This window comes from Mycobacterium sp. NGS50, assembly GCF_059812545.1.
The window spans coordinates 146,944-162,050 of the sequence record NZ_JCALCW010000009.1; the positions used below are offsets into that span (position 1 = coordinate 146,944).

Sequence of the window (15,107 nt, forward strand, 5' to 3'; positions counted from 1 at the left end):
CTTGCACCTGAGGAACCTTAGGCCTGACCGTAAGTGAATCTAGCCTAACTGTCAATGGCTAGCGACGGACGATCGGAAATGCGCGAGCACCGGCTGCGCGCATTACCGGCTTGCGCACGCCCGTACCGCACACATCACGTCGCGCATACGCCCGTTCAGGCCGAAAACGGTTGTGTCGCTGGTGTTCCGCTGGTCCGCAGCGCGGGGATCCGACCGGTCTCAGGCGGCCTCGCGCAGATCCAGTACCGCACTGGCCATCGCGAATGTGGTGTCCGGAGTCGCGTCGTAGTCGCGTACCTGGGAATCCACGGCAATGTCGTTGATCAGCATCTGGACTGCGTGAACCCGGATTCGGGCCTCGATCGGGGTCCAGTCGCCGTGCACCTGCCGCAACAGATGCACCCATTCGTCGAGGTAGACATGCTGGGCGGCCCTGACCTGATGGTAGGCGGCCTCGGTCAGGTGATGTGCTTCCGAGACCAGGACTCGGGCCAGGTGCGGATTGTCGTAGGCGAGCGCGTTGTAGACGCGTACCAATTCGGTCATCGCGCGCTCGGGGCCACCGGCCTGAGCGAACACCCGGTTGAGGTCTTGCCGTAACCACTCGTCGCCGCGCACCAGCACCGCGGCGAGGATGTCAGCCTTGCTCGGGAAGTATTTGTAGAGAGCAGGACCGACGACGCCGACGACGGCACCGATGTCGTCCATGCTGACGCCGGCGAAGCCGCGTTCGGACAGCAGTTCGACAGCGCTGGTAAGGATTTCCTCGCGGCGCGATCGGGCGCGCAGCATCGGTGTGGATGCACGGCGCTGCTTCCCCCAGCGGGCAACCGAGCTGGTGAGGACCGTGTGCACGATATCGGCCAACAGGAGGGGCAATTGCGGATCGGGCAGGGTGAGGCGGTGAAATGAGATGCTGTTGGCGGCGGCGAATGCGCACCGGGCCAGCAGGTCACTCTCGGCCGACGTGAGTTCGGCTCGGTTCTCGTGAATGGTGTCGCTGAGCCGCTGCTCGACCTGGCGAATCTGGCGTTGATGTTCGCGCCGGTCGTCATCGGTCAGTTGACGGGCCTCGCGCTGCCAGAGGACCCCGAAATTACGGTTGTCGATCGCCACCCGCGCCAGCACCTTGGCAACCTCGTCGAGGGCTGCTGGCCCAAGGTCGTCGATGACCTGCGCTGTGCGCGTGGTCGCGTCGCCGATGGCCGCGTCGAGCAGCTTCTGTTTGTTTGTGAAATGCCGGTAGAGCGCTGACGGTCCGATGGCGACGGCTTCGGCGATCGCGCTCATGCTCACCTGGGCATAGCCGTTGCGGGCGAACAGGTCGGCTGCGGCGGCGACGATGAGTTCGCGCCGATTCCGCGGCCGTGTTCCCCGAGCGGGCTGCGCGTCAGTTGCAGTCATCGATCAGCAGACCCCCTTGGACATGCCGTCCACACGTCCACACGTCGCCTCACCTAAGTGAATATATACTAATCAACGTGCGTCGTTCTGCATCGACTTGACCGCCGCCACCGGAGGTCGAACCAGTGCGTAGAGCCGGCTGCCGGCGTAGCCGGTGTCGGATCGGGGCCCTTCGAGACATCTGGGCGATCAGGACTCGGCCGCCGCGGGGGAGCCGTCGTTGGCCAGGTGGCGCAGGACGCGCTCGTTGAGGGCGGCCAGCATGTCGAGTTCAGGCGGGCTGAGCAGGTCGATGAAGTTCCTACGGACCTCCGCGACGTGCGCAGGTGCCGCCGTTTCGATCGCGGAGCGGCCAGCCGGCAGCAGGCAGACCATCGTGCTGCGGGCGTCGTCGGGGTTGGGCTCGCGGCTGATCAACCCGCCCGCCTGCATGCGCCGCACCTGGTGGGAGACACGGCTCTTCTCCCAGCCCAGTGTGTTGCACAGCGCGTGGGCGGGCATGCGGCCCTCGTCCTGACCCGAGAGCACCGCCAGGATCTCGTAGTCGGCGCCGGACAGGCCCGATTCCTGCAGGCATCGGTTCAGGTGCGCGACGAGCTGATGATGCGCGTGCATGAAGGCCCGCCAGGCGCGGTCTTCAGGCGGGCTCAGCCAGTTCGGTTCCATTCCACCTCCACGTTTGCCCAATTGGTTGACACATCATCCAAATGACCTTACGGTGGACGCGTCAACCTTTTCAAGCGTAATCCACGACGGGACATCTCATGAGCAACATCAGCATCATCGGCACCGGGAATATGGCCCGCGCCATCGGCGCGCTGGCGGTAGCGGGCGGCAATACCGTCGAGATCATCGGCCGTGACCAATCCAAGGCCGCCGACCTGGCCAAGGCTCTCGGCGGCAACGCCACGACGGGAGAGTTCGGTGCCGTCCCTACCGGGGACATCGTCGTCGTTTCCGTCTTGTACGCCAATGTCGTTCCGGTCGTCATCCAGTATGGGGACGCCCTCGCGGGCAAGGTCATCGTGGACATCAGTAACCCGTTCAATTCCGCGGCCGACGGGCTCGCCATCCCCGCCGACACCTCGATCGCGCAGGAAGTTGCCAAGGCGGCCCCGGCCAGCGCCAGCGTGGTGAAGGCATTCAACACCGTCTTCGGTGTGGTCTTATCCCAGGGTCGGCCGCTCGACGTCTTCATCGCCGGCGACGACGCGCGCGCCAAGGCGGCCGTCGCGGAGTTCATCAAGAGCCTGCGGTTGCGCCCGCTGGACGTCGGCGGTGTGAATATGGCGCACTGGCTGGAAGGAACGGGCCTGGTCATGATGGGTCTCGCCCGCCACGGGGTGGGGAACTTCGACTTCGCCCTTGGCGCCGCCGCTGCTGCCTGAGCCGCACCGCCGCCGCTGTCCGCCGTGAACGAACAGGGGTCAAATGAAAACGGACAGTAGGCGCCGCGGCACAGTCTCCCCCGTCCGACCGACCCCATTACGTCACTGTGACGAATCTATGAGCAGCAGGCGGGAGTGGAGAGCGCGGCCTGCGACAGGGTCAGTCCCGATCGGCGGAGCTGTCCGTTTTCATTTGACCTGGGGTGTTTTCATTTGACCTGAGGCATGTGCGTGTCGTTTTCACTTGATCTGAGGCATCGGTTCTAGCATTGGTGCGTGCGGGCGTCTTCGGCGCTCATGGCGTCGCGTGTTGCTAGTGACGTTGACTTGGAGTTCGTGACCGACGGTCAGCGCCACCGTCGCGCGCTGCAGCGCAGCGCCACGATCAGGTTCGAGTCCGATTGTCGCCCTGTGCGAAAGTTTCCGTGTTTCCGTGGCCAACGCAATTATCCAGGTCTGTGGTGGTTCGCTACGACCGGGCAGCATGTTGGTCACGAATCGTGGCTGGAGCGAGACCATTTGATGCTGTTGGACGCTGATCCCGACGTGATCGGTGTTGCTTCTCAACCGTTTCGCTTCTGCTGGGGTGATGGGTCCTGTCATGTGCCTGATTTCTTTGCTCGAACCGCTGATGGTTTAGCGGTGGTATTCGATGTTCGGGCCGACAACCGGATCGATGCCGCCGATGAGGAAGTCTTCGCGAAGAGCGAGATAACTTGTCGCTCAGTTGGTTGGGAGTATCGGCGGGTCGGAATGATTGATCCGGTACGGCTGGCCAACGTGCGCTGGTTGTCGGGCTATAGGCATCCGCGTGTGTGCCGTATTGGTATTGCTGAAGAACTTTTGGGCGTGTTTTCGCACCCCAGGCCGCTGCTGACAGGCGTTGGTTTGGTTGGCGACCCAGTGCACGTGTTGCCGGTGTTGTTTCATTTGCTGTGGCATCAGCGCCTGAGCATCGATCTGCTCAGAGCCCCGTTGTCGGAGATGACGGTGGTTTCACCGGTCAGGATCCGGTGATCGGGGTGCGGGCCGGGATTGTTCGGGAAGGCGATGAGATACGGCTCGCGGGCGAGGTGTTCACGGTGCTGGCGCTGTCGGGTGGGGCTGTGCGGCTGATGAATTCAGCTGGCGACCGTTGTGCGGTTCCGCTATCCCAATTGCGAACCGACCCGACGTTGGAATTGGTGTCGTCGTCGTGGCCGCCGTTGTGTTCGGAAGAGTCGCTGAGCGGCGTGCCGCCGGCTGTGGCTGACCGTGCCCGCTGGTGGGAGCGGCACCTTATCGAAGTTCTGACGGGCACTGGTGACGCCGGATCTGATGCGGGGCGGTGCGCGTTCGACGTGTCCGTGACGACGTTGAGGCAGCGAGAACTGGCCAAGTTCGAGGAGTTGCAGGCCGCGGGTTATAAGGTGAGTTTCAAGACGCTGCAACGGCAGCGCCGCGCCTATGAGCGCGATGGCCTGCTGGGTGTGGTCGATCGGCGCTATCTGCCACAGCGGGCGGTGTTCGGTCGGGTGGATCAGCGGGTGGTCGAGGTGGCGCGCCGGCTGGTTGACGCCGAGACCGATCAGTCGACGGGGACGGTGCGCCGGTTCCGTCGTCGGGTGGCGCGCGAACTCGTAGCCGAACACGGGCCTGATGCAGCCGACGCGATGCCCTCGGAGACTACGTTTTATCGACTGATGTGGCGCTTGTCCGCGGGTAAGCACACATTCGGGTCAGCCCGCACCCGCAGATCGCTCGCTAAACAGCCTGAGAAGCCGTTTGGGGCGTTGACGGTGGCCCGCCCGGGCGAGATGGTCGAAATCGATTCCACACCTCTGGACGTCCTTGTGGTTCTTGACGACGCCACGGTGGATCGCGTGGAGCTGACCGGCATGGTTGACAATGCGACCCGCTCGATTCCGGCAGCCGTGTTGCGGCCGACGACGAAAGCGGTAGATGCGGCGCTGTTGCTGGCGCGGGCGTTGACACCGGAGCCGATGCGGCCGGGTTGGGTGGATGCGTTGCGGATGTCGCGATCGGTGCTACCGCACCACCGCCTCACCGAGATCGATCATCGGCTCGAGGATGCGGCGGCGCGGCCGGTGATCGCTCCCGAAACGATCGTGTGCGACCACGGCAAGGCGTATCTGTCGCAGACGTTTCGGCAGGCGTGCTGCACCCTGGGGATTAACCTGCAGCCGGCACACCCGGATCAACCGACCGACAAACCAAAGGTGGAGCGCACACTTCAATCGGTGTCGACCCTGTTTGCGCAGGAGGTCGCCGGGTATGTGGGTTCCTCGGTGGAACACCGCGGCAAGAACGCTGATCGGGAGGCAGCGTGGTCGATCGTCGAGCTGCAAGCCCTGCTGGACGAATGGATTGTTGCCGTATGGCAGAACCGCCCCCATGACGGGCTACGTGACCCCGTCACACCAGGAAAGGCGCTGACACCGAACGAGAAATACGCCGCCCTGGTCGAGTTCGCTGGCTACGTGCCGATGCCGTTGACCGGTGAGGACTACATCGAGTTGCTGCCCGCTAAGTGGCGCACAATCAACTCCTACGGGATCCGCATCAACAACCGCATCTACGACGCTAAAGCGTTGAATCCCCACCGCCACCAGGATTCCGGTGTGCATGCCCACAAGGGCCAGTGGGAGGTGCATCACGACCCCTATGACGTGTCACGGATCTGGGTGCGAAATCACCACGACGGCGGCTGGATGATGGCCACCTGGACGCATCTGCGGACTGCTCCCGTTCCCTTCGGCGAGTCGATCTGGCAGCAGGCACGCTCCGTGCTTGCCCAACGAGGCCACGACCGACCCACCGAGGACGAGCTGGCCAGGGCGGCCGCAGATCTGCTGGACCGAGCATCCGACGGCCCAGCAAGCACCGAGAGCCTGGACACCAAGCAGCGGCAGGTGGCGGCCCGCAACCGTGTCACCGCCGAACCGAACTGGCCGCGCCCTGCTCCACCCCCGGCAGATGACGATGGCAACGAGAAACCATCGGCGCTGGCCGATGGCACAGACGACGCGAACGATGACCAGATTGACGTTTCGAAGGTGATCCCGTTGCCGGTATTCGACGCGCGTAAGGAGGCCAAATTGTGGCGACTATGACCGAGATCGCGGCGGTCAGTCAGCTCGAAGAACGCCGCCAGCCCACCACCACGCTGGAGGGCTGGCGGCGTTTCGTCGATGCCGACCCTCCCGAGTTCACGCTGCTCGACGACGACGTCTGGGCTGGCCTCGGCGATGCGGAGCGGACCGCCTATGACGAGGCGCGGGTGGCCCATCATTCGGAGCTGGTGGTGGTGACGACCTCGACTATCCAGGAGATCCGCAAACAAGGCCGGATACTGACCTTGCTGAATCAGCGGGAGATCGGCGCCCGGCGGGGCCTGATCATTTCCGGGGGTGCGGCGACCGGCAAAACCACCGCGATCAAGCAGCTGGGCCGATTCCATGAACTACTCACGCGCGACCGTTTCCACGACGAAGACCGCATCCCCGTGGTGTATGTGACCGCGCCACCGAAAGGCTCGCCCCGCAAGCTGGCCATGGAGTTCGCCCGGTTCTTGGGGCTGCCGACGCTCAACCCGCGGATGAATGTCACCGACATCTCCGATGCCGTGTGCCAGGTGCTCATCGACGCGCGGACCGACATCGTCGTCGTCGACGAGATTCACAACCTGAACCTCGATACACGCGCCGGAGAAGAACTCTCCGACCACTTGAAGTACTTCACCGAACACCTGCCGGCCACGTTCGTCTACGCAGGTATCGATGTGGAACGCTCAGGACTGTTCACCGGCACGCGGGGACGCCAGCTTGCTGGCCGCTGCGCGGTGATCCACACCAGCCCCTTCCCGTTCAGCGCTGAATGGACGTCGCTGGTCGCCGCGATGGAAGGCACGCTGCGACTACATCGCCACCAGCCGGGAACCCTTGTCGCCGAAACCAAATACCTGCACCGACGCACCAACGGGATGATCGGCAGCCTCGCCCACCTCATCCGGTCCGCGGCGATTCAGGCCATGCTCGCCGAAACCGAACAGGTCACCCGCGAATTGATGGACACCGTGCTCATCGACTACGCCGCCCACACCGCAGCCCAACGCAGCGCAAACTGAACATGACGCGTCTGATTCGGCCCTGGCCCGCCGGTCCGAATCGGCAGCTCCCGAGAACAGTGGCACCGTTTCAGGCCGAGACCGTCGTGTCCTACCTAGCGCGACTGGCACACGCCAACCACCTCACGCCGCAACAACTTCGCCGATATGTCTCCCAAACAGAGGGAGGCTATCCGTGCGTCGACTATCTGGCGATCGCCAGCGGCCAGCCGCGGCAGCTATTGTGTGCCCGTTTGCGGGGACTGTTCGCTGGCGATCGCGATGGCAACCGCCAGGCATACCAGTCCCGCCCGATGTGTCGACTGTGCATGGCCCGACGCGGAGTCGCGCAACCGGTCTGCTGCTGGCTCCCGATGCACGTCACGGTCTGCCAACGCCACCAACGGTGGATCGGAGCGCCGGCGCGCACTCTCGACGACCAGAAGGACCTCCGCAATCAACCCCACGTGCTCGCTGCCGCCCGCAGACACGGCGCACTGGTCCGCCGGTGCGGTGCCCAGCGCAGCATCACCACGCTGCGCGAATCCCGCCATATCCTGATTTACTGGGCCAACGCCGAGAAGTCGGTCACGGCTTCGATCCTGCGCACAACACTGGCCGCCCACATCGCCGCATACCCAGACCTCGTCGGGGTCGCCTCGGTGCTCGCCGCATATAGCGACCACGTCGAGCAGCCCGCCACCGCAACAGGCATCGGCTGGCCCAGCTACCTGCTAGAGCAAATCAATCAACGCACCGGCCGTGTCCACCGCGATCCCGGACCCCTGCAGGACTGGGTCAACCACCAACGGCTCATCGCGGAGAACTGAGCGCTCGCGCCGCCACTTTTCAGTGCATAGGCAGCCCTCTCACCGAAACCGGCCACTGCTCAAGCAAATCCGTTTTCACGCTACGGAACAAGCGGCGACGGACTGCTCAACCAGCCGCAACCAGTCGGCTGAGTTGCGCGTTAAAACGGACGCGCGGCTACTGCTGACGGGTGTGGGGGGGTGTTGGGGTGACCGCTGAAGGTGGTGGACGCGCGTGTGCAGGCCGGTGTGTTCGACGACGGCGCATATCGACGTTGTGGGAGAAGGCTGCTTGCACTCGCTGGTGCGTAAGCACGCCTTTGTGGACGGCAACAAGCGGCCAGCGTGGGCGGCGCTTGGGCGTTGTGCGTGTCAATGGTATTGACCTGCCCGACGCCTACGACGTGGATTTCGCTGAGCAGTTGGTGCTGGACGTGGCCACTGGTGAAACCGAGGGGAAAAGGATTGCCAGCGGGTTGCACAGATTGGCGGTGTCCTGATCGCGGGTCATGCGCCGTGCCGTGTGCTGCGGTAGCCAGATGAGTAGATCGGCCATGTCGGACAGTGGGTCTGCGGGCGGGGGCGGCGATGCCTTCTGCGCCAGTCGGTTGAGTATGTCGGTCATTGAGTCTGGGGGCGCGGTTGGGTTGATCTGGCCGGGCAGCAACCCCTGCTGGGTGGCCATATCGTCGGAGCCGGGCAGCACCCCAGATTCGTGTATCTGTGCAGAGGCGTGGTCGTCAAGCGTTTGAAGCGCCAGCGCGACCGTACAGCCTAGGGCGATGGCGGCGGTGGACGCGATCAGGAGTTGCGCCCATCGGGGCTGCTTGTGCATCACTTGGTCGCCCCCGCTATCAGGGCGTTACCGGCGGGGTGGCGCTGCACTGCAGCGTCCCCGTCGAGCCGTTCGACAACGTCAACCACGGCGTGTACATCCTCGGCGTGGCCACCGCCCCCGCCGCAGCACTTGCGGGAGGGAGTCGACAGGGTAGGAGTTGACGGTGAAGGTCATGATCTTTTGGTGTTGTCTCCTCGCGAGAACTGTTGGGTTTAGTCGGGTATTTGGGCTGTGCTGGTGGCCCCGGTGTCGCGGGTCATGCATAGGGTTAACCTCGGTCTATGGTGGTGTTGTCGCTGATCGTTGGCGGTGTGTTGGGCCACCAGCTTGCTTCGCGGAGCAGGGTGGCGATGGCGGGGACGGTCAGGGTCCGTACGAGGAAGGTGTCCAGCAGCAGACCGCAGCCGATGATGAGTCCGACTTGGATCATGATCGCGACCGAGCCGATCATGAGGCCGAACATGCTGGCGGCGAAGATGATGCCCGCGGAGGTGATGACCGATCCGGTGTTGGCGACGGTGCGTAGCACCCCGACGCGGATATTGCGGCCGGATTCCTCGCGTAGCCGCGAGACCAGCAGCATGTTGTAGTCGGCACCGACAGCGACCAGGATGATGAACGCCAGCAGCGGCACCGGCCAGGCGATTTCGTAGCCGAGTATTCCTTGGAATATCAGCACGCCGATACCGAGCGAGGCCAGGTAGTTCAGTATCACGGTGCCCAGCAGGTAGAGCGGGGCCAGCAGGGCCCGTAACAGCAGCACCAGGATCAGCCCGACGATGAGCAAGGTGGCGGCGGCGAGCTGGGCGAAGTCGGCTCGCAGGAGTTGCTGGATGTCGGAGTTGACGGCCGGGAATCCGGCCACCGAGATCGAGGCCTCAGCGAGGGCGGTGTTCGGGCGGGCGGTTTGAGCGGCGGCCGTGATCTGGTGGGCCAGCTTCATCGCCTCGATGCTGTAGGGGTCGAAGGCGGTTTCGATCGCGAAACGCGCGGTTTTGCCGTCTGGAGACAGGAATTGTTTGGCGACCGCGGCGAATTGGCGGTTATCGAAGACGTCGGGGGGCAGGTAGAAGCCGCTGGCGGCGTCCGAGCCGGTGCTAGCGTGTGCCGAGTTCTGCAGTTGGGCAGCGACCTGACCCATCTTCGACAGCATCTCGATGTTGCTGTCGGCCAAGGCGTGCACCCCGCCCGCTAGTGCGTGGGCGCCGGCTGCGAGTTGGCCGATACCGTCTTGGAGGCGGCCGATATTGGTTGTCAAGTCCGCGGGGTTCCCGAGGGACCCGAATACCTTATCCAGTGCGGTGACAGCGGATTGGACCTCGTCCAGCGTGGCGGCGACAGTGGCGTTGGTGGCCGGGTTGTAGTGGTCGCCCAGGTCAGCGACCTGAGCGAAGAAGCCGTTGTCGCGCAGACTGACCAGAACCTGGATCTGGTCGCGGATCTGGACACACTGCGGTGTGGTGGCACACCACGGCGACTCGGCCAGACCCGCGGCCAGGGGATCCACGATCGCGATGGCGTTTTGGGCTTGGTCAGCCGAGGCCCGCAGCCCTGGTCCTGATTGGATGGCCTCATCGATGGTTGGGGCGCTCGCCGATAGTTGGTGCAGCAGCGGTAGGAATCGTTGGGCCTGGGTGCGGCTGGACTGCGCGTTGGTCAATATCCCGGCCAGCGGGGTTAGGGCGGTGCGCACGGTGGCGTCGAGTTGAGCCAGGCCGCCGGCGAGCGCATCGGCGCCGTCGGTCAGTTGGGTGAGGTCGGTTTTTCGTGTGTCACCGTCGGCGACGGCGCCGGCCATTTTGTCGCCGATCTGACCGTTTTGCCAGGACAGCTGTGCTTGTTCGAGGCGTTCTCCGGTGGGGCGGGTGATACCGGAGACTTTGGTGACCCCGGGCACCTGGGCCACGCGGGAGGCCATCTCGTCGAGGTCGGCCAGTCCTTTGGCGGTGCGCATATCGGTGGGGTTGGCCACGACCAGGAATTCGCCGATGACGACGTCTTTGCGGAAGTGGCGATCCAGCAGCTGGTAGCCCTGGTTGCTGGCGGTCGTGGCGGGCTGTCCTTTGCGATCGTCATAGCTGATCTTCATCATCCCCGCGGCCGCGGCCAGGGCCAGCAAGATGACCAGGCTGGTGATCAACAGTGTGACGGGGCGGCGCACCACGGCGACCGCGACACTGTTCCAATAGCGGCGGGTGCGATCGGATTTGGGTTCACCGATCCCGCGTTGGGCGGCCAACGCCAGCACCGGCGGCAACAAGGTCACCGTCGCCAAGAACCCGACGAACACCGCCACCGCGCACGCTGGACCTAGCCCGGCGAACACACTCAGACGGGCGAACACCATCGCCAAAAAGGCCAGCGCCACGGTCGCCGCGGACGCCGCGATCACCCGACCGATACTGGCGGTGGCCGCGATGACGGCCGCATCGGCGGGCACCTGGGCGCGCCGCTGCTCGTGATAGCGGCTGATCAAAAACACCGTGTAATCGGTGCCGGCCCCGAGCAGGATTGCGGTCATGAACGCCACGGTGAACTGCGAGACCGGCATACCGATCTCACCGAGCGCCGAAAGCACCCCACGGCCCACCGCCAGGCTCACCCCGATCACCAGCAGCGGTAATACCGCGGTGAACACCGACCGGTAGACGATCAGCAAGATCAGGGCGATCAGCCCGGCAGTGGCGATCGACACCAGCAGCAGATCATGTTCAGCCGAGGCGATCTGGTCGCTGAAGGTGGCCGCCGGACCCGTCACATACACCGTCGTCGACGAGCCGGCGAATACCGCATCGGCGATAGCACGCACGGCCTGCACAGATTCGGCCGCCGTCGGATCACCCAATGTGCCGGCCACCCCCACCGGCAAAAACCAGGCTTGCTGGTCCTCGCTGAGCGTGTGTGCCTTGGTCACCGGGTCGGCCAGAAGGTCTTGAACCCGCAACACGTGATCGGTATCGGCGCGCAGCCGCGCAACTAGCTGCTCGTAGTGCTGACGCACCGGCGGGGTCAATCCGGCTGGGTCTTCCATCGCGACGAATAACATCGTCTGCGAGCCCTGCTCACCGAACGCGGCGCTCATCTGATCCACGGTCTGAAACGACGCCACATCACGCGGAATGAGGTTGACGGACTGCTGGCGGACCACCGTCTCCAACTGCGGAAACAGCAACGCGAGCACCACCGCGACCCCCAACCAGCCCGCGATTACCCCCGCCTTATGGCGCACCGTGAACCCGGCCAGCGCCGCCAGCCGCGCACTGTACTCACCAGAGGAGGATCTGTGCAGCACGCGGCCGCCGCGGCGAAACGCCACCGATGTCGCGGTGCCCGATGGCCCCCAATCGCCCTCAGTCACCACAACCGCACCCCCCAACAAACACTGTTGGTAGCGCTACGCCATCACACGGGCCAGGGTGCCCAACCTCGACACGCGCGTACGCGCCGTCAGGCGCCGCCCCCCGCATCACCGGAGCGCGGTATCGACGCCGGCGTCCTCGGGCAGATCGTGCCGAACCACCCGAACCCGCCCACTGGGCAAACACGCCATATAGCCGTGATGTTTCCCGTACAACTCCCAGGCTGTGGCATGCGCCTCGGCGTCGACGTCGATCCGGTGCCCTGCAGAAAACCCCAGGTGCAGCGCACCGTCGTCGCCGTACCAGGCGCTGGTGCACACCGTGCCCGCCAAATCGAACAACGGACGCTCATAAACAGCGACCCGATCGGGATCAATGAGCACCATTTCGACCGGGAACTCGCCGACGGCAGGCAACGTCAGACGCAGCGGCCGAGAGATCACCACCTCGTTGTAATCGGCGAACCCCAATACCACCCCGTCATGCAACGACACTCGCTGCACAACACAATCTTCGATCCACGCGGTATACATGGCGCCTCCCTCGACGCATCGGCGAGCGGTGCCCGAATAGTACACCGAGTATCGCTGCGCTACTAGTAGTATCGTTTTTGTGATGATCGGGTGGCGGCGGCCCCGCCGGGCCCCGTCGAGTTGTGCAGATAACCCGCGGCACCTGCTACCCAACAACCCTTACGCAGCTCGCCGAAACCCCTGACTACCAGCCGTTTCAGTGCGCTACTGGTGGTACCATAATGGGCCGGGTAGCGGCGTCCGCGCGCCAGAAGAATTCAGAACGAGGTGAGGTGAGTCGGTGTGAGCGGCCAGCAGGCACCAGTCCACAACGAAGATGATGACGACATCGACCCCCGCCGCATCCGCTCCCGCAACCGCCTACTCGACGCCGCGGCCGCGCTGCTCACCAGCGGCGGCATCGAAGCCGTCACAATTGACGCAGTCACCAAAGCGTCCAAGGTCGCCCGAACCACCCTGTACCGCCACTTCAGCAGCTCATCGCAACTGCTTGCGGCCACTTTCGAACGGCTCCTGCCGCAAGTCACCTCACCGGCCCCGGCAAGTGGCACTCTGCGAGAACGGCTCATCGAGCTGCTCACTCGCCAAGCTAACTTGTTTGCCGACGCGCCGGCGCACATCACCCTGCTGGCCTGGCTCGCTCTAGGCCCCACGACCATCGACCACCCCAGCGATGAGCACCCTCCGCGCGCACTGCGAGCACGCGTGATCGAGCAATACCGGCAACCCTTCGACGCCATCCTGCAAGGCGGCGAAGCCGGCACCGAACTCGACGAACTCGACCACGACCTCGCAATATGCCAACTCGTCGGACCACTCGCCTTCGCCCGAATGACCGGTCTGCGATCCACCACCGCCAACGACTGCACACAAATCGTCGATGACTTCCTAGCCGCACACCAGCGCAAACAGGCCCAGCCCGAACGGCACCAACTAGGAACCATGACCCTCACTTCCAACGATGACCACGGGGCCACCCGCAAATGAAAACGCCCATCGGGCAGCAAATCCGACCGAGAGCTCACCAGGCACCAAGAGCTGATCACGCACCACACAACGTCGACCTGTCAGAGCTACAACCGTCTCGCTACACACCCCAAAAGCCGATTTACCCCAAATGAAATCGCAAGCCACCATCAACGCATTGTCACTCAGTGGACATCTACCAGCCCTGCGCCGCCGAGCATGCCGCGGCCGCGGCGCCCGAAATGGCAGTCGGCCGGTAGCCGGAAAAGGCCATCACATCATCACGAAGGCTCGAACGAGCTGAATTATATTGACGGACCCAAATGCCTCAGATCATGTGAAAAACCACCCATTCAAACGCGCAGGGGATTTTCACATGACCTGAGGCACCGCAGCTCACAGGCCATCCAATGCCTCACCTCGAATGAAAACGGACAGGAGCCCAGCGACCGCCGCGAGTACCGGCGGGTGAATCCAAGCCGGGGCCGGCGGGCGGCAACGGGGTCCTTGGCCGCGCGGCCGACTCCGCGACGCTTGTGCGGTTTGCACATTGCGCAACCGCGCCAGCTGCGTGACGGGTGATGGTTGGGCATCGGAAGCTCCCGAAGGGTGACTCCGCATGACGCGAAGAGAATGACTGTACGCCCGGCTAGACGTCGTGGCCAGCCCATTGGTTATTACCGATAAGCTACACTATGTCAAGTTACGGACTTCTCGTTCGAGCCTTGCCCATCAGGTTTAAACCCCCCGCTGAAGTCCTTGCAACACTTTTGAAATTGCGGCAAGCAGATGGCTGCGTAACCGTGTCCGCTGTCGCGCGGGTGCCTCAGCGAGAGCAATACCGGCGTGGGTAATCATCCCGGCAATGATCTGGGTCATGGCTTCGGTCGGAATATCATCGGCGAAGAGATCGGCCTGGATACCGCTCTGCAGCATTTGGCGGACGTTGCGGTGGGTGTACTGCTGCTCCAACTCACGCCACCGCCGCCAACCCAACCCAACGGGCCCTTCAAGGTACATCAGCCTCCCTGCGATCGGGTCAGCTCCCACACGCAGGGTCGCGTCGAGGCCGGCCATCGCGGCCGCCCACACATCATCCGGATACCGCGCGATCGCAGCATAGACGCGCTTCTGGGCCAGCTCATTGTGCCAACCCACAACAGCTTCAAACAGTGCTTGCTTATCTGAGAAGTGGTGATACACCGCCCCTTTAGTCACCCGAGCCGCCGCCGCGATCTGCGTGATCGACACCGCAGCGAAGCCGTGCTCGGCGAAGGCCTGTGCGGCCGCAGTAACCAGCGCAGCTCTGGTCTGTTCCGCGTACTCTGCGCGGCGGCCCTTGACAGCATCCACACCCCGAGACAATAGTCGATCAGATGCAGTTCGCATACCCTAAGTATGTGACAGTCTCGCGGTATGCATGACTGAGAGGCGCCTGAACCATGGAGCTTTCCGGACTCACGGCTCACCGCCGTCACGCCACAACGGCGTCCGGCCCGATCAGCTACCTCGATGTCGGCAGTGGCCATCCCGCCCTCTTCATACACGGGATCCTGACCAACAGCCTTCTGTGGCGCCACGTTATCTCCACGGTTGCCGGTGATCGGCGGCGCTGCATCGCCGTCGACCTGCCCGGCCACGGACACACACCCCCGGCCCCGCCACAAGCTGACGTCACACTGAGCGCCCTCGCCCGACGGGTCAT

General features: G+C 64.1%; 13 protein-coding genes. 7 read left to right on the forward strand and 6 right to left on the reverse strand.

What is annotated here, in order from left to right:
* Positions 1–219 precede the first annotated feature (219 nt).
* A complete protein-coding gene (locus tag AC5Y36_RS08965) occupies positions 220–1,404 on the reverse strand; it encodes a TetR/AcrR family transcriptional regulator (RefSeq protein WP_500040513.1) in 1,185 nt (394 codons plus the stop codon).
* Between the two features lie 189 nt (positions 1,405–1,593).
* Entirely contained in the window at positions 1,594–2,070 is a 477-nt protein-coding gene (locus tag AC5Y36_RS08970) for a MarR family winged helix-turn-helix transcriptional regulator (RefSeq protein WP_500040514.1), read from the reverse strand.
* Positions 2,071–2,168: 98 nt separating this feature from the next.
* Between AC5Y36_RS08970 and AC5Y36_RS08975 the strand changes: the two genes are divergently transcribed.
* The 5 genes from AC5Y36_RS08975 (at position 2,169) to AC5Y36_RS08995 (ending at position 7,727) form a co-directional block, all read left to right on the forward strand.
* Positions 2,169–2,792, forward strand: coding sequence for an NADPH-dependent F420 reductase (locus AC5Y36_RS08975; protein ID WP_500040515.1), 624 nt, complete (start codon positions 2,169–2,171; stop codon positions 2,790–2,792).
* A 297-nt stretch (positions 2,793–3,089) separates the two neighbouring features.
* Positions 3,090–3,809 carry a TnsA-like heteromeric transposase endonuclease subunit gene (locus AC5Y36_RS08980; RefSeq protein WP_500040537.1) on the forward strand — a complete coding sequence of 240 codons (720 nt, stop codon included), beginning with the start codon at positions 3,090–3,092 and terminating at the stop codon, positions 3,807–3,809.
* Positions 3,810–3,907: 98 nt separating this feature from the next.
* A complete protein-coding gene (locus tag AC5Y36_RS08985; protein WP_500040538.1) occupies positions 3,908–5,905 on the forward strand; it encodes a transposase in 1,998 nt (665 codons plus the stop codon).
* Positions 5,902–6,918 carry a TniB family NTP-binding protein gene (locus tag AC5Y36_RS08990; RefSeq protein ID WP_500040539.1) on the forward strand — a complete coding sequence of 339 codons (1,017 nt, stop codon included), beginning with the start codon at positions 5,902–5,904 and terminating at the stop codon, positions 6,916–6,918. The genes AC5Y36_RS08985 and AC5Y36_RS08990 overlap by 4 nt, the downstream gene beginning before the upstream one ends.
* A gap of 308 nt (positions 6,919–7,226) precedes the next feature.
* A complete protein-coding gene (locus AC5Y36_RS08995) occupies positions 7,227–7,727 on the forward strand; it encodes a hypothetical protein (RefSeq protein WP_500040516.1) in 501 nt (166 codons plus the stop codon).
* Positions 7,728–8,103: 376 nt separating this feature from the next.
* On the opposite strand, the gene AC5Y36_RS09000 is transcribed toward AC5Y36_RS08995, so the two are convergent.
* From AC5Y36_RS09000 to AC5Y36_RS09010, 3 genes are all read right to left on the reverse strand, one after another.
* Positions 8,104–8,544 carry a hypothetical protein gene (locus AC5Y36_RS09000; protein WP_500040517.1) on the reverse strand — a complete coding sequence of 147 codons (441 nt, stop codon included), beginning with the start codon at positions 8,542–8,544 and terminating at the stop codon, positions 8,104–8,106.
* Positions 8,545–8,812: 268 nt separating this feature from the next.
* Positions 8,813–11,860, reverse strand: a complete 3,048-nt coding sequence (locus tag AC5Y36_RS09005) for an MMPL family transporter (protein WP_500040540.1) — start codon at positions 11,858–11,860, stop codon at positions 8,813–8,815.
* Between the two features lie 150 nt (positions 11,861–12,010).
* Complete coding sequence (locus AC5Y36_RS09010; RefSeq protein ID WP_500040518.1) at positions 12,011–12,436, reverse strand: DUF6188 family protein; 426 nt, start codon at positions 12,434–12,436, stop codon at positions 12,011–12,013.
* A gap of 282 nt (positions 12,437–12,718) precedes the next feature.
* Between AC5Y36_RS09010 and AC5Y36_RS09015 the strand changes: the two genes are divergently transcribed.
* Positions 12,719–13,423 (forward strand): TetR/AcrR family transcriptional regulator, encoded by a 705-nt coding sequence (locus AC5Y36_RS09015; protein WP_500040519.1) that lies wholly within the window; start codon positions 12,719–12,721, stop codon positions 13,421–13,423.
* A gap of 717 nt (positions 13,424–14,140) precedes the next feature.
* On the opposite strand, the gene AC5Y36_RS09020 is transcribed toward AC5Y36_RS09015, so the two are convergent.
* Positions 14,141–14,755: a TetR/AcrR family transcriptional regulator gene (locus AC5Y36_RS09020; protein WP_500040520.1), complete on the reverse strand. Its 615-nt coding sequence runs from the start codon at positions 14,753–14,755 to the stop codon at positions 14,141–14,143.
* Between the two features lie 89 nt (positions 14,756–14,844).
* Between AC5Y36_RS09020 and AC5Y36_RS09025 the strand changes: the two genes are divergently transcribed.
* On the forward strand, positions 14,845–15,107 hold a 263-nt coding region (locus tag AC5Y36_RS09025), incomplete at its 3' end, for an alpha/beta fold hydrolase (RefSeq protein WP_500040521.1).